This window comes from Amycolatopsis acidiphila (genome assembly GCF_021391495.1).
GTDB classification, from domain to species: Bacteria; Actinomycetota; Actinomycetes; order Mycobacteriales; family Pseudonocardiaceae; genus Amycolatopsis_E; species Amycolatopsis_E acidiphila.
Window position 1 is genome coordinate 4,164,780 of record NZ_CP090063.1, and the last position, 14,480, is coordinate 4,179,259.

At 70.7% G+C, this 14,480-nt stretch carries 17 protein-coding genes; 10 read left to right on the forward strand and 7 right to left on the reverse strand.

All coding sequences use genetic code 11. The features are described 5' to 3' along the window. Position 1: 1 nt before the first annotated feature. The 5 genes from mimD to LWP59_RS20315 form a co-directional block, all read right to left on the reverse strand. On the reverse strand, positions 2 to 382 hold the full coding sequence (mimD, locus tag LWP59_RS20295; protein ID WP_373299448.1) for a propane 2-monooxygenase effector subunit MimD: 381 nt from the start codon (positions 380 to 382) through the stop codon (positions 2 to 4). After that, the gene (locus LWP59_RS20300) at positions 379 to 1,554 is read right to left on the reverse strand and encodes a ferritin family protein (protein WP_144637091.1); all 1,176 of its coding nucleotides are present in this window, start codon (positions 1,552 to 1,554) and stop codon (positions 379 to 381) included. The genes mimD and LWP59_RS20300 overlap by 4 nt, the downstream gene beginning before the upstream one ends. A 5-nt stretch (positions 1,555 to 1,559) precedes the next feature. Further along, positions 1,560 to 2,600, reverse strand: coding sequence for an FAD-binding oxidoreductase (locus tag LWP59_RS20305; protein ID WP_144637092.1), 1,041 nt, complete (start codon positions 2,598 to 2,600; stop codon positions 1,560 to 1,562). A gap of 84 nt (positions 2,601 to 2,684) precedes the next feature. Further along, complete coding sequence (locus LWP59_RS20310) at positions 2,685 to 4,337, reverse strand: ferritin family protein (RefSeq protein ID WP_144637094.1); 1,653 nt, start codon at positions 4,335 to 4,337, stop codon at positions 2,685 to 2,687. 113 nt (positions 4,338 to 4,450) lie between these two features. Continuing rightward, positions 4,451 to 4,681 (reverse strand): hypothetical protein, encoded by a 231-nt coding sequence (locus tag LWP59_RS20315; protein WP_144637095.1) that lies wholly within the window; start codon positions 4,679 to 4,681, stop codon positions 4,451 to 4,453. Between the two features lie 115 nt (positions 4,682 to 4,796). Between LWP59_RS20315 and LWP59_RS20320 the strand changes: the two genes are divergently transcribed. From LWP59_RS20320 to LWP59_RS20330, 3 genes are all read left to right on the forward strand, one after another. Continuing rightward, the gene (locus LWP59_RS20320) at positions 4,797 to 6,581 is read left to right on the forward strand and encodes a sigma-54-dependent Fis family transcriptional regulator (RefSeq protein WP_144637097.1); all 1,785 of its coding nucleotides are present in this window, start codon (positions 4,797 to 4,799) and stop codon (positions 6,579 to 6,581) included. Positions 6,582 to 6,690: 109 nt separating this feature from the next. After that, a complete protein-coding gene (locus LWP59_RS20325) occupies positions 6,691 to 7,896 on the forward strand; it encodes an MFS transporter (protein WP_144637098.1) in 1,206 nt (401 codons plus the stop codon). A gap of 68 nt (positions 7,897 to 7,964) precedes the next feature. Beyond that, a complete protein-coding gene (locus LWP59_RS20330; RefSeq protein ID WP_144637100.1) occupies positions 7,965 to 8,813 on the forward strand; it encodes an SAM-dependent methyltransferase in 849 nt (282 codons plus the stop codon). 119 nt (positions 8,814 to 8,932) lie between these two features. Here the strand turns inward: LWP59_RS20330 and dinB are convergent, their stop codons facing one another. Continuing rightward, positions 8,933 to 10,129 (reverse strand): DNA polymerase IV, encoded by a 1,197-nt coding sequence (gene dinB / locus LWP59_RS20335; RefSeq protein ID WP_144637101.1) that lies wholly within the window; start codon positions 10,127 to 10,129, stop codon positions 8,933 to 8,935. A gap of 109 nt (positions 10,130 to 10,238) precedes the next feature. Between dinB and LWP59_RS20340 the strand changes: the two genes are divergently transcribed. Then, positions 10,239 to 10,421, forward strand: coding sequence for a hypothetical protein (locus tag LWP59_RS20340; protein WP_144637103.1), 183 nt, complete (start codon positions 10,239 to 10,241; stop codon positions 10,419 to 10,421). A gap of 14 nt (positions 10,422 to 10,435) precedes the next feature. After that, positions 10,436 to 10,585 carry a hypothetical protein gene (locus tag LWP59_RS20345; protein WP_186383180.1) on the forward strand — a complete coding sequence of 50 codons (150 nt, stop codon included), beginning with the start codon at positions 10,436 to 10,438 and terminating at the stop codon, positions 10,583 to 10,585. Here LWP59_RS20345 and LWP59_RS20350 read toward each other — a convergent pair. Then, on the reverse strand, positions 10,582 to 10,968 hold the full coding sequence (locus LWP59_RS20350) for an STAS domain-containing protein (protein WP_144637104.1): 387 nt from the start codon (positions 10,966 to 10,968) through the stop codon (positions 10,582 to 10,584). The two genes, LWP59_RS20345 and LWP59_RS20350, sit on opposite strands and share 4 nt — an antisense overlap. A gap of 190 nt (positions 10,969 to 11,158) precedes the next feature. On the opposite strand from LWP59_RS20350, the gene LWP59_RS40395 reads away from it, so the two are divergent. The 5 genes from LWP59_RS40395 to ligD all read left to right on the forward strand — a co-directional run bounded on the left by LWP59_RS40395 (position 11,159) and on the right by ligD (position 14,470). Beyond that, positions 11,159 to 11,287, forward strand: a complete 129-nt coding sequence (locus LWP59_RS40395; RefSeq protein ID WP_267903754.1) for a hypothetical protein — start codon at positions 11,159 to 11,161, stop codon at positions 11,285 to 11,287. A gap of 53 nt (positions 11,288 to 11,340) precedes the next feature. After that, positions 11,341 to 11,844, forward strand: coding sequence for a GNAT family N-acetyltransferase (locus LWP59_RS20355; RefSeq protein WP_229857494.1), 504 nt, complete (start codon positions 11,341 to 11,343; stop codon positions 11,842 to 11,844). After that, positions 11,841 to 12,419 (forward strand): TetR/AcrR family transcriptional regulator, encoded by a 579-nt coding sequence (locus LWP59_RS20360; RefSeq protein WP_144637106.1) that lies wholly within the window; start codon positions 11,841 to 11,843, stop codon positions 12,417 to 12,419. The genes LWP59_RS20355 and LWP59_RS20360 overlap by 4 nt, the downstream gene beginning before the upstream one ends. Before the next feature lie 81 nt (positions 12,420 to 12,500). Beyond that, positions 12,501 to 13,451, forward strand: a complete 951-nt coding sequence (locus LWP59_RS20365; protein ID WP_229857493.1) for a sigma-70 family RNA polymerase sigma factor — start codon at positions 12,501 to 12,503, stop codon at positions 13,449 to 13,451. Between the two features lie 89 nt (positions 13,452 to 13,540). After that, positions 13,541 to 14,470 carry a non-homologous end-joining DNA ligase gene (gene ligD, locus LWP59_RS20370; protein ID WP_144637107.1) on the forward strand — a complete coding sequence of 310 codons (930 nt, stop codon included), beginning with the start codon at positions 13,541 to 13,543 and terminating at the stop codon, positions 14,468 to 14,470. Positions 14,471 to 14,480: the final 10 nt, after the last annotated feature.

A 14,480-nucleotide genomic window follows, 5' to 3' on the forward strand; every position in this document is an offset into this window, starting at 1 on the left:
CTTACCGGATGACCTTGAGGTCGAAGTCGAGGTATTCGGCGGCGTCCTCGGGGTTGGCGAACATGATCGTGCGGTCGTCGAGGTGCACCATCCGCCCGTAGTGGGTGGACATGCTCTCCTCGAACTCGGCGGCGTCGAACCAGCCCTCCTCCTCGCCGGCCGCCTCGTCGACGTCGGCGTAGACGAGGTCGAACCGGCCCTTGCCGTCGACCCGGATCATCGAGGGCAGGTGGGTGATCGTGACGTTGTCCAGGTGCCCCAGCACCTCGGCGATGATCGCGCCGACCTGGTTGTTCATCAGGGTGAAGCCGCACATGTTGGACGCGGTGTTGTCAGCCTTGAACGGGCTTTTCGCCGTCGTCCGCGGAGTCGTCGTGGTCACTGGTTCAGCTCCTTCGGTGCCTGCAGGCCGAGGTCGGACAGGATGCCGCCGAAGCGGCTCTTCACGCGGTCGAGGCCGTCTTCGAACCGCGGGGGCTTCGCGTCGGGCAGCGACCACAGCGGCTGGAGCGTCCGCGCGGCGCTGATGCAGCGCGGGACCCACTCGCTCAGCCATTGCTGCATGAGCTTCTTGTTGTGGTCGGCGAACTCCTGGTCGTCGGTCAGCAGCTGGAACATCGCCCGGGTGTAGCGCAGGTCCCGCTCGGAGAAGTCGAACTCCTCGGCGCCGATCAGCGTCGGGGTCACGAAGTCGCCGTTGGCGGGGGCGGCCTGCTGGACGAGGTTGCTGCGGAACAGCTCGCCCACGAGCGGCTCGAACACGACGTTCGCGGCGAAGATCGCCTCGGCCCAGTCCCAGATCCCGGTGAGCTGCTCGGCCACCTCACGCACGCCCTGCCACGAGGGGTCCTCGTTCCAGGTCGCCAGGTGCGCGCTGCCGTCGAAGCCCTCGATCTCCTCGGTGAGCGTCAGGTTGTACAGCGCGAGGTCCTGCGCGGCGCGGATCCGGTGCATGCTGTTCACCGAGATCGCGTTGTTGTGCATGTTCGTCGGCGCCCGCCGGTTCGCGTTGGCGTAGAGGTACAGGCCGAGGCCCTGGTCGACGTGCATCCACGCGCCCACGTGCTGCGAGACGAACTGGATCCAGTTGCGGTTCCACTGCTCGAACGCCTTGGACTGGCGCGCGGCGTCGATGTTCTGGTTGAGCTGGCGCACCACGTTGGCGTTGTAGCGGTAGAGGGTGAGCTCCCACTCCTCGTTGGGGTCGCGGAACTCGTGCCAGCCGTGGGCCGGCCAGTCGTAGCCCTTGCCGCCCGAGCCGGGGCCGCGCTCGGGCACCGGGCGGTCCGAGCCCCAGGCCTTGAGCTGGGTCCACTCCAGCGGGTAGCCGCCCTTGCCGTCGGCGAACCCGTAGAGCCAGCCCTGGGACAGGTAGTGCCGCGGGTCCGGCTGGACCTCGACCGTCACGTCCTCGTAGTGGCTCTGCTTGCGCTTCTGCGGGTTGAAGTAGTTGAACCGCCGCAGCTGCGAGTCCGGGAACTCCTTGGCCCCCGCTTCGGCGTCGGTGAAAACAGGCTTCGGCACGCTTCGTGGCGTGGTGGTCGGCGTTGACATTCGTTTTACCCTTCGCCCGTTGTCGTGAACTTGTCGTAGAAGACGCGCTTGTCCGCCACGCCCAGTGCCGGCAGCAGTTCCAGGGCCGCCTCCACCATCGGTGGCGGCCCGCACACGTACGCGTCGGCGCCGGCGAGACCGGTCTCGCGCCGCCTGAGCACATCGGTGATCAGGCCGACCTCGCCGTCCCACCCTTCCGCGTCATCCGGCTCGGAAAGTGCCGGCACGTAACGGAAGTCGACCAGCTTGCCCTCCAGCGCGCGCAGCTCCTCCTCGAAGCAGAGGTCCTTGCGGCGGCGCGCGCCGTAGTAGAACGTCGTCTTCCGGTCGATCCCGCGTTCGGCCATGGCCCGCAGCAGCGCCAGGATCGGCGCCATGCCGGCCCCGCCGCCGACGAACACCAGCGGGGCGCCCGGGTTGTCGCGCAGGGTGAACACCCCGAACGGCCCGGTCACCTCGAGCCGGTCACCCGCCGACAGCTCGCTGTCGAGGAAGTTCGAGAACAGCCCGTCCGGGTAGACCTTGATGACGAACTCGAGCCGCCCGCCCTCCCGCGAGGACGTGTTGGCCATGGAGAACGACCGGGTCTCCTCGGTGCCGGGCACCGCGAAGTCCAGGTACTGGCCGGGGAAGAACTTCAGCGTCTCCGGCTCCACCAGCCGCACGACGAGGTGGCGCATGTCGTGCGTGACGTGGTCGTTGGACACCACCTCCACCACCGCCTGCTGGATGGGCAGTCCGGAGTGGATCATCTCCTCGTCGTAGTTGAGCAGCTCGATGGTCAGGTCCTCGTACGCGTGTGCCCGGCACAGCAGCGTGTACCCCTCCTCCTTCTCGAAGTCGGGCAGCGCGAACGTGGAGTACCGGTCATGCTCGATGTCGTCGCCCTCGAGGATGAACGACTTGCAGGAGGCGCACTGGCCCTCCTTGCAGCCGTGCATGAGCATGACGCCCTGCTCGGCCGCGGCCCGCAGGATCGTCTGGTCCTCGTCCGCCTCGATCTCGATTCCCACGGGCTCGAAACGGACCACATGCTTGTCTGCCATGGCTCCCTCGTCGTCAGCGACACAAGATCGGTACCGGGGAGGGCACGAGTCGGGGGACCGCGCCCTCCCTTGTCCCGCTCAGGCTCAGCTCTGCACCGGTGCCGGCCGGCCCGCCGGGCCCTGCTGGTTGTAGTCCGCGACGAAGGCGGCTCGCTCCGCGTCGGACATCTGGTTCAGCAGCACGTTCGGGCTCTGCACCTCGGGCATGCGGCGCAGGTGGTCCAGCGTCCACATCTTCTTCGGGTCCAGGTCCAGGTGCGGCTGCGCGACCATGGTCTTGCCGTCGTCGCGGACGAAGCCCATGTCGCTGACCACGTCGGCCCAGTTCCAGCCGTGGTACAGGGTCTCCCACTCACGGGCGCCGATGAGCTGGCCCATGTTCGGGGTGTTGCGGCCCTGGTACGTCGGCCGGAAGGCCTCCGCGTCGGTCCACCGGCAGGTCTCCGAGCAGTACGTGCGCCACTGGCCGTCGACCTGGTCGGTGACCATGTCCTCGCGGATGAGGCAGGGCACCATGCAGGTCCAGCAGCGGTGCGGGTACACGTAGTCGACGTCCTCGGCGACGATCGGGTGGTGGCCGTTCGGGGTCGCGAGGCGGGCGTAGTTCTCCCACCACTTGCCGTACTTGTCGTACCAGCCCGGGTACTTGAACTCGAACCACTCGAAGTCCTCGTCGGTCATCGGGTCGATCCGCCAGTAGTTGGCGAGCCAGCCCGTGGCGAAGAACTGCGCCACCTCGTGCACGTAGCCCTTGTTCCAGATCCGGTTCCACGCCTCCTCGATGAGGTCGTGCGGGATCACCAGGCCGTACTTCTCCAGCGGCACCAGGTAGCTGCGGTAGTAGTCGTCGTAGATCCAGCGGCGCCACATCTCCGCGTAGCTCTCGCGGTCCTTGCGGCGGTCCTTCGTGCCGTACTCGATGAAGGTGCCGATCGCGGCGTCGACCACGGCGTGGTTGTTCCACCACGCGTAGCGCAGGTCGCGCTCGAGCAGCTGGTGGTTGCTCTCGTCCGACAGCGCCATCAGCAGCGTGGCGTAGCCGTTGGAGATGTGCCGCGACTCGTCGGACTGCACCGAGTGGAACACCGTCGGCAGCAGGTAGTCGCCGTTGGCCGCCGCCTCGGCCGGCATGGCCACGAACAGGGTGTTCGTGAAAGCGGTTTCCGCGACGATCGTCAGGTAGATGCTGGCCGCGGTGATCGCGTCGCCGGTGATGAAGCCTTCCGCGAACTGGCGGCCGATGGTGCCGCAGTAGTCGTTCTGGAAGTTGCGCAGGCTCGAGTTGAACCCGGCGGGGTCGATGTAGTTGTTCATGTACAGGCGCTTGAGGTTCTGCTGGATCGTCGAGTGGCGGACCTCGTCGATCATCTGGATCGCCTGGCCGTTGTGCAGCTCCGGGTTCGGCACGGTGCGGAACAGCAGCGGCATCGCCCGCGCGGCGGAGATCTCCGGCAGCGGGATGATGCTCAGGAACAGCTTCTGCCATTCCAGCCAGCGCTCCTGGACCTGGCGGAACATGTTGCCGCGGATCGCGCCGTCCTCGGCTCCGTAGACCCGGTGGTCCTTCTCCTCCTGCATGGGGAAGTAGGACCGCAGGACCTGCTTGAGCGGGTCCTTCTTCTTGGCCTTGCGGAAGGTGTAATCGGTCCCGTACTGGGAAACCGGCTCGTGATAGGCCGGTTCCCAGGAGAGTTCCTGAATTTTCTGGTGGGCTTTCGCCACGCTCTGGCGGCTCATGTCGGCTCCTTACCCGTGGTGCGGGCGAGTTCAGGTTGCGTGGGCACACGTCCTACGCCGAGAATTACAAGGCCGCCGGGGCGTGACGCGGGTCTCAATATGAGACACCGAGGTCAGGGCTCTCCGAACATCCGCTTCCGCAGCTCCGCGAGCTGGTCCCGCACCCCGTCCTGCACCCGCGCGTCGCCTTCCGGGCGTGGCTCGATGCCCAGGGCGCGCAGCAGCGCGGCGGCCGGGTCCCCCGGATGACCCCCCTCGCCGAGCTCGGGGTGCAGCCCCTGTTCGACGAGGTGGTGGAAGACCACGTTGACTACGGTCCACGGGTTGTACGTCTCATCGGCCATGGCTCCATGAGACCGCCGCGCCCGGGTCGGTGGGTGTCTCAATTTGAGACACGACGCGGCGTCCGAACGGCCTACTCTGTGACAGACGACACAACGAGGTGGCGGGAGGCCCCCGGTGGACCGTGTGACGGCGATCCTTCCCGACGACGAAGGGCTGGCCCGGACACGCGAGAAGTTCCTGACCGCGGAAAGCGTCGAGCCGGACCAGGTGCGCGAGGCGATCCTCGCGTCATGGTGGCGCTCGCGCGAGTTCCAGGTGCCCGCCGACCGCATCGACCTGCCCTACAGCGGTGAGCAGAACCCCGACACCCCGCTGATCCGCGGCGCCGCGCCCGTGCTGGAGCGCCTCGGCGACCAGCTCGAGGGCCAGCCGATCAGCCTCATCCTCACCGATCCCAGCGGCGTCGTGCTGAGCCAGCGCACCGGCGACACCGATCTGCACCGGCACCTCGAGCGGGTCGAGCTGGTGCCCGGGTACAGCTACGGCGAGCAGTTCGTCGGCACGAACGGCATCGGGACCGCGCTGGAGGACGGCCGGCCCACCTACGTGTTCGGCCACGAGCACTACGCCGAGCACCTGGAGACCCTCGCGTGCGCGGGCGTCCCGATCCAGCACCCGATCACGGGCAAGACGATCGGCGCGGTCGACCTGACCTGCTGGCGCAAGGACGCCGGCGGCCTGCTCGTCGCGCTCGCCCGCACGACCGCCGAGCAGGTGCGCCAGGCGCTGCTGACCCACAGCAACCTGCGCGAGCTCGTGCTGTTCCAGTCCTACCTGCAGGCCTGCCGCCGCACCACCGGCATCGTGATGGCCTTCAACAAGGACATCGTGATGATGAACGACAGCGCGCGGCAGCTGCTCGCCCCGGCCGACCAGACGATGCTGCTCAGCCGCGCGAACCAGGAGCTGGCCGAAAGCCGCCGCGCCACCGCGACGGTGACCCTGTCGAGTGGCAGCAAGGTCCGGGTGTACTGCCGCCGTGTCAAGGGACACCGCGACGGCGACATCGCGGGCGGGGTGCTGTCGGTCAAGCTGATCGAGTCCGACGACGTGCCCGGCAGCTCCGCCCTGCCGATGCTGCCAATGTTCCTGCCCGGCGTGGTGGGCTCGGCGGCGCCGTGGCTGCGCGCCAGCCACGACGTCGACACCAGCTTCAGCCGCGGCGAGTGGGTCGCGCTCGCGGGCGAGCCCGGCACCGGCAAGTACACCCTCGCCCGCGGGGTGCACCAGCGGCGCAACCCGACCGGACGGCTGCACGTGCTCGACGCGGCGCGGATGACCGAGGACTGGCAAGAGGACCTGCGCCGGGAGCTGATCGACGACCCGGTCGACACGCTGGTGGTCCGGCACGTCGAGCGGCTGGCCCGCCCGGACATGGAGACGCTGGTGTCGGTGCTGCGCGAGGCTGCGGGTGGTGGCACCTGGGTCACCGTGACGCTCTCGACCGACGCCGAGGCCGATCCCGAGCTGCTGGCCCTGTTCCCCCGGACGGTCACGGTGCCGCCGCTGCGGCGCCACGCGGAGGACCTCAACGACCTGGTGCCGCTGTTCCTGAGCCGGCTCGCCGGCGGCGGCCAGCTGACCTGCTCCCCCGCCGCGCTGCACCTGCTGATGCGCGCGAACTGGCCGGGCAACGTCGCGCAGCTCTACCGGGTGCTCAAGCAGATCGCCAAGCGCCGCCGCACCGGCACCATCGCCCCGACCGACCTGCCCGCCGAGTACCACGCGCTCACCCGCCGGCAGCTGAACCGGTTCGAGACCGTCGAGCGCGACGCGATCGTGCGCAGCCTCGAGGACGCCGACGGCAACAAGGTGCGGGCCGCGAAGCTGCTGGGCATCTCGCGCGCGACCATCTACCGCAAGATCCACGAGTACGGCATCGTCACCTCCGACCGCTGAGCCCTTTTGGTCCGCTTTGGACGTGACGAGGGTTACCGCGCGTGCCGTGACGGGAATGCCCCGTGGTCGCGGAGGGCTTTGACTGGGCGTCGCCGTTACGAGGAGGGTCATGTCCGACGCCCAGCCGGTCCGGAGTCTCCGGCTCGTCATGATGGTGCTCGCGTTCTCCTGCGGCGCGACCGTGGCGAACCTGTACTACCCGCAACCGCTGCTCGGCGAGATCGCGGCCGCGTTCTCGGTGAGCCAGGGCAGCGCCGCGCTGGTGGTGACGCTCACGCAGCTCGGGTACGCCGCCGGCATCGTGGCGCTGATGCCGCTGGGCGACCTGCTGGAGAACCGCAAGCTCGCCACCCGCACGCTGGTGTTCACCACCGTCGCGCTCGTCGTCGCGGGTGTGTCGCCGGTGTTCGGGCTGTTCCTCGCCGCGTCCGTGCTGATCGGCCTGACCTCCGTCGTCGCGCAGATCCTCATCCCGTTCGCCGCGCACCTCGCGCCCGAGCAGGAGCGCGGCCGGTTCGTCGGGACCGCGATGACCGGTCTGCTGCTGGGCATCCTGCTCGCGCGCACCGTGTCCAGCTTCGTGGCCGACGCCTGGGGCTGGCGCACCATCTACCTCGTGTCGGCCGCCCTGATGCTGCTGGTCGCCGGCACGATGCGGCGGATGCTGCCGAGCCGGGTGCCCGAGCACCGGGTGCGCTACCCCGATCTGATGCGCTCGGTGCTGACGCTGGTGCGCGAAGAGCCGGCGCTGCGCCGCCGCGCGGCGTGCCAGGCCCTGATGTTCGGCGCGTTCAGCGCGTTCTGGACCTCGGTCGCCTTCGAGCTGACCCGCGAGCACGGGCTGAGCCAGGGCGGGATCGGGGTGTTCGCGCTCGTCGGCGCCGCCGGGGCGGCCGCCGCCCCGATCGCGGGCAGGCTCGGCGACCGCGGTCACGGGCAGATCGGCAGCGGCGCGGCGCTCGCGCTCGGCGCCGTCGCGATGGTGCTCGCCGACCTCGGCGCGCGCAGCCTGGTGCTCCTCGCGATCGCCGGTGTGCTGCTCGACCTCGCGGTGCAGGGGCACCAGGTGCTCAGCCAGCAGGAGATCTACGGCCTGCGGGCCGACGCGCGCGCCCGGATCAACACGGTGTTCATGGCGACGATCTTCGTCGGCGGCGCGGTGGCCTCGGCGATCGCCGGGTCGCTGTACGACGCGGCGGGCTGGCCCGGCGCCAGCTTGTTCGGCGCGGCCTTGCCCGTGGCCGGCCTCGCCATCTGGGCCTACTCGCGGGTACGGACCCGGCGCACGCGGCTCGCCGCCCCTACCGCAAGCTGACATCCGACCTGAGAACCTGAACGTCGTTCACCTCGTACGATGAAGATCGACATGGGAGGAGGCCCCGGTTGATCGGGCACGACGAAGCGCTGCGCGCCGTCGAAAGCAGCCTGGACCGGCCGTCCGCGGCGCGGGTCTACGACTACCTCTTGGGCGGGGACACCAACTACGCGATCGACCGGGAGTTCGCGCACAAGATCCGCGAGCGGGTGCCGCTGATCGGGCAGTACATGCGGACCAGCAGGCAGTTCCTCGGGCGCGCCGTACGGCGCTGCGCCGAGCTCGGCGTCACGCAGTTCATCGACATCGGCTCGGGCCTGCCGACCGCGGGCAACGTGCACGACGTCGCCGACGCGACCCGCCCGCGGCACGACACCCGCGTGGTCTACATCGACAACGAGCCGGTGGCGCTGGCGCACTCGACGCTGCTGCTGGCCGACACCGCGGACCCGGCGCGGCACCGGGCGATCGCCGGTGACCTGCTGCAGCCGGACGAGCTGTGGGAGCGGGTGCGCGAAACGGAGGTCCTCGACCTCGCCGAACCCGTCGCGCTCGTGGTGAACGCGGTCCTGCACTTCATCAAGGACGAGGCCGGCCCGGACGCGATCCTGACCGCGTACCGGGACGTGCTCGCACCGGGCTCGCTGCTGGTGCTGTCGCAGATGACGAACGAGAACCCGCGCAGCGACGAGGAACGCCAGGCACTGGCCGACCTGGTGGCCTACTACGAGAACACCACGAACCCGGCCCAGCTGCGTACGACGGAGGAGTTCGCCCGCTTCTTCGGCGGCTGGGAGCTGCTCGAGCCGGGCCTGGTCTACGCCCCGGCGTGGCATCCGGACGCCGAGACGGTGTTCGCGCGGGTGCCCTCGGAGTCCCGCGTGATCGGTGGCGTGGCGCGAAAACCAGGCGCCTAGGGTTGTGTTTCACAACCGGCGGAGCCGCCTGCGCCGTCAGCTTGCACCGCTACCCGCACCGGCCCGCAAGCCACCTCTGAAACAGTCCCTGGCGCACTTCGCGCCGCGCCCGGTCCGGCTCAGTCCGGCAGCAGCGGCACCGTCGTCCCCTCGTCGCGGCCCAGGAGCGTCGCGCGGGTGACCGACGACGCGCCGAAGCGGGCGCGCACGTCGTCGAGGGCGGCGTCCAGCGTCCCGGATTCCGTGCCGGGGAACGGGAGCGTCAGCTGCACCACGCCGTCGTCGTCCAGATTGGACAGTGCGAGGCCGATCAGGGTGAGCCCGTCGTTCTCGATCGTGGTCCGGGCGGCGGCCACCAGGGCACGTGCCGCCGTGAGGATCGTCGCGGTGTGTGCCGTCGGCTCGCGCAGGGTGTGCGAGCGCGTGGCGCGGCTGAAGTCGGCGAACCGGAACCGCACCGTGACCGTGCGGCAGACCCGTTTCGCACCGCGCAGGCGGCGGGTGAGCCGGTCGGCGAGCGCGGCCAGCACGGCGTCCAGCTCCTCCGGCGACCGCCGCCGTCGCCCCAGCGCCCGCTGCGCGCCCATCGACCGGCGCCGCCGCCCGGTCTGCACCGGGCGCGGGTCCCGGTTGTGCGCCAGCGCGTGCAGGTGCCGTCCCGTGCCGCGGCCCAGCATCGACACGAGGGTGGCCTCCCCCAGCCGCGCCACCTCGCCGACGGTGGTGATCCCGCGGCGGCGCAGCTTGCCCGCCGTCACCTGCCCGACCCCCCACAGCCGCTCGACCGGCAGCGGGTGCAGGAACGCCAGCTCCCCGTCGTGCGGCACGACGAGCAGGCCGTCCGGCTTGGCGACCTGGCTGGCGACCTTGGCGAGGAACTTCGTGCGGGCGACGCCGACCGTGATGGGCAGCCCGACCTGCTCGGCGACCGCGCGCCGCAGGTCCGCGGCGATCCGGCTGGGCGCCCCGGCGAGCCGGGCGAGACCGCCCACGTCGAGGAACGCCTCGTCGATCGACAACCCCTCCACGATCGGCGTGGTGCGCTCGAAGACGCCGAACACGGCCTTGCTCGCCTCGGCGTAGGCGTGCATGCGCGGCGGGACCACGATCGCCTGCGGGCACAGCGTCCGCGCCAGCCCGCCGGTCATCGCCGTGCGCACGCCGAATGCCTTGGCCTCGTAGCTCGCGGCCAGCACGACCCCGCCGCCCACGACGACCGGGCGCCCGCGCAGCGACGCGTCGTCCCGCTGCTCGACCGACGCGTAGAACGAGTCGAGGTCGGCGTGCAGGATCGGTCCCTCATTCGACACGAACATATGTTCGCATGCGGGAGCGGTTTTGTGGGACGGAAATTCCCGCCGGTGTGCCGGGACGAGCCCGGCGGAAGTGTTTGCCCGCGCCGTCGCCGGGGTAACAGCAGCGGACATGGACGAGCAACGCAACGCCCTCGACGAGCGCGCCGAGACCCGTGCCCACCTCCTGCCCGAGGAGGACGCGGCCGGCAGCACCGATCCCGAGGACCAGGCACGCGAGATCCTGCGGGACTCCGACCAGCGCACCGAGGCGCCCGTCCCACGCGAACGCCGGCGCCCCGAAGAAACCGCCTGAGGAGGCGAACCCCGATGGACAAGCAGACTTCCGAGGACGAGCAGGCCCGCACGCACCGCGCCGACGACGCCGGCTCACCGCAGGAGCAGCGTGAGGTCCGGCGCGGCGAGCAGGGCACCTCGACCGGCGACCCGCACGACGACTCGGACCCGCAGACCGGCTAGAGCGAGGCGAGCGCGGCGTCGAAGCTGCGGTAGAGCGGCAGCTGGTCGGCCAGGCCGGTGAGCGCGAACGCGCGGTAGGCGGCTCGGTAGGGCGCCACGATCAGCATCGCCTTCCCCGGATCGAGTGACCGGAAGGCGTTCACCAGAACGGCGAGCCCCGAGGAGCCGAGGAAGCTCACCCTGGCCAGCTCGACGACCACCACCCGCACGTCCCGGCCCAGCTGGACCTCGAGCGCGTCGGCCAGCTGCGGGGCCGTGACCATGTCCACCTCGCCGGCCACCTCGAGCACCACCGCGCCCGGCGCCGCGGTGCGGATGACGAACTCCAGCGTGTCGGGAGCCCGGCGCGGCCGGGGCACGCGGCTCTCCGGTGGTCGGCTCATGGCGTAGGTCCTCCTCTCAAGCCTGGCACCCGCGGGCGGCTGATGGCTCAACCGCGGTGCAAGAAGCGTAACGACAGCCACCGTGCCCGCACCACTCGCCGGGTACGGTCCGACCCCCGATCCGGGGGTTTTCCGGCGCGGCTGAGGGCAACCCCTTCACCCTGTCGTTGCCCGCAGGTATGGAGTGAACATGGACATCATCACGCCTCGACAGCCCAGCCGCCTCGAAAGCGAACCTGGCCAGCAGGTCCCGGTGCCGACGGAGCCGGTCTCCGACGACGCGGAGTTCGAACCCACCATCGTGCGCGGCCGGGAATGAGACTATGACAGCTGTCATGGTGCCCGGGGCCGTTTTCTGCTGTACTGGGTTTCATGACAGCTGTCATAACCGAGCTGACCGCCGGGGACGCCGTGCAGCGGCTGCTGCTCGCCTGCTCGTCGCAGAGCCTGCGGCAGCGCTTCTTCCTCGGCGGCGAGCCGGACCCGCATGACGTCTGGCGCCGCTACCGGCGGTTCCCCCTGGCCGGCCCGCCGGCCGGGCTCGCGCTGCTGGCCTCGGTCGGCGGCGTGCCGGTCGGCCTGCTGAACCTGGTGCCCGAAACCCCGGTGGTGGCGGAGCTGGGCGTGCTGGTCGCGGACCCGTGGCAGCGCCGCGGCATCGGCCTCGGCCTCGCACAGGCGGTCTGGCGCTCGGGCCACTGGGCAGGTCGCACGGTGCACGCCACCGTGCGACCCGGCAACGTCGCCGCGACGGCCTTCCTGCGACGGCAAGGGTTCCACGCGGTCGCGACCTTCGAGCACGCGCAGTGCGAGTACGAGCTGGAGCTGCCGGCAGCCGGTACCATGACGGCTGTCATGGAGGAGGTGGCGAGATGACCCGGCCTGCCCGCGAGCGGATGGTGTTCAGTGCTGCGCAGCTGATCAGGACCCAGGGCGTCAGCGGGACCGGGATGCGTGACGTCGTGGCACACGCCGAGGCCCCCCGCGGCTCGCTGCAGCACTACTTCCCCGGCGGCAAGGAGCAGCTCGTCGACGAGGCGCTCGCCTGGGCGGGCTCCTACGCCGCCCGCAAGGTCCGCCGGTATGCCGCGGCACTGACGGAGCCCACGCCCGGCAAGCTGTTCGAGGCGATGGCCGGGCAGTGGCGCGAGGAGTTCACCAGTGCGGGATTCGCCGCCGGCTGCCCCCTCGTCGCGGCGACGGCGGACAGCGCCGCCGCGAGCGAACGGCTGCGCGCCGCGGTCAGCAGGGCGTTCGAGGGCTGGCAGGAGCCGGTGGCCGGGGAGCTGCGGCGGATGGGCGTCCCGGCGGCGCGCAGCGCGTCGCTCGCGCTGCTGATGATCAGCGCACTGGAAGGCGCGATCGTGCTGGCCCGCGCGCACCAGGACCTGGCCCCGCTCGACGCCGTGACCAGGGAGCTCGCTCCCCTGCTGGACGCCGCAGCCGGCTGAACAGGGCACTCCCGCCGAATGGAATTCGGAGCACGGTTCGTTCGTTGAACGATGCGGAGATTCCGGAAGGGGGTGATGATCATGGCGAAAAGGACCGAACGGCGCAGCGAGGAGCCCGACTCCGTGCGCGTCTACCTGGACGCGATCGGCAGGGTCCCGTTGTTGACGGCGACCGAGGAGGTCGACCTCGCCAAGCGGATCGAAGCGGGGGTGTACGCCGCCGAACTGCTCCGCCGCGCCGACGCGGGCGAGCAGGACGAGCAGGAGCTGCCCGCCGGGCGCAGGGACCTCGAGCGGATCGCCCGTGACGGCAGCCGCGCCAAGGACCACATGATCAGGGCGAACCTGCGCCTGGTGGTGGCCGCGGCACGCAAGCGGCGCGAGCGGTCGGTACCGCTGCTGGACCTGGTGCAGGAGGGCAACCTCGGCCTGATCCGCGCCGTGGAGAAGTTCGACTACGCCAAGGGCTACAAGTTCTCCACCTACGCGATGTGGTGGATCCGGCAGGCGATGCAGCGCGGTGTCGCGTTCAACAGCCGCACGATCCGGGTGCCCGAGCACGCGAACGACCAGCTGGCGAAGCTGGAGCGGGTGGAGGCGGCGCTGCGGTCGGACGCCGACCACGACCCCACTCCGGAGGAGCTGGCGGAGGCCGCCTCGCTGCCGCTGGCCCGGGTGATCGAGCTGAAGAGCGTGGCCAGGGTGACCACGAGCCTGGACGTGCCGATCGGCGACGGCGAGGTCGAGCTGGGCGACCTGATCGGCGGCACCGAGGACGACCCGGTCGGGGACGCGATCGAGCGGGCGGCGGCGACGCAGCTGCTCGACGCCGCGCTGGAGACCCTGCCCACGCTGGCGAAGAAGGTGATTTCGCTGCGGTACGGGCTCGACGACGGCCGTCAGCGGACGCTGCAGCAGGCCGCCGAGCAGGTCGGGGTGACCCGCGCCCAGGCACGGCGGCTCGAGCAGGAGGCGCTGTCGGAGCTGCGCGCGCCGGACCGGCGTGCGGCGCTGCTCCCGGTCGCCGGCTGACCCGCAGGCGGACGAACGCCCGTGGCCACGAGTGGGCCGCGGGCGTTTTTCGTGCGGACGCGCGCGGCGTTTGCCGCTAGGTTTCCGGTATGGCCAAGGACGAGGCGGTGGAGCTCGAGGTCGGCGCCCGGACGGTGCGGATCTCGCATCCGGAGCGGGTGTACTTCCCGGCACGCGGGGAGACGAAGCTCGACCTCGCGCGCTACTACCTCGCGGTCGGCGACGGCATCGTGCGCGCGCTGCGCGAGCGCCCGTGCATGCTGCACCGGTTCCCGTCCGGGGTCGGCGGCGAGAAGGTGCACCAGAAGCGCGTCCCCGCGGGGGCGCCCCCGTGGCTGGAGACGGTGCGGGTGCACTTCCCGCGGTACAACCGCGACGCCGACGAGCTGTGCGTGACCGAGCTGGCCCACGTCATCTGGGCGGTGCAGATGTCCACTGTGGAGTTCCACCCGTGGAACTCGCGGCGCGCCGACACCGAACGGCCCGATGAGTGGCGCATCGACCTCGACCCCGGTCCGAAGAGCGACTTCGCGCGCGTGCGCCGGGTCGCCCACGTCGCCCAGGAGGTGCTCGGCGAGCTCGGCGCGACGGGCTGGCCGAAGACCTCCGGCGGTGACGGGCTGCACGTGTACGTGCGCATCGAGCCGCGCTGGGGTTTCCACGAGGTCCGCCGCGCCGCGCTCGCCTTCGCCAGGGAGGTGGAGCGCCGTGCCCCGGACGAGGTGACCACGACCTGGTGGCGCAAGGACCGCGACCCGGCGAAGGTGTTCGTCGACTACAACCAGAACACCCGGGACCACACGATCGCGAGCGCGTACTCGGTGCGCGGCGTCCCGGAGGCGACCGTCTCGACGCCGATCACGTGGGACGAGATCGACGACGTGGAACCGCAGGACTGCACGATCGCGACGGTGCCCGGCCGCTTCGCCAAGCTCGGCGACCTGCACGAGGGCATCGACGAGGCCGTGTACTCCCTGGACACCCTCCTGGAGTGGGCCGACCGCGACGGCCTGGAGTGAGCCTCTGGCC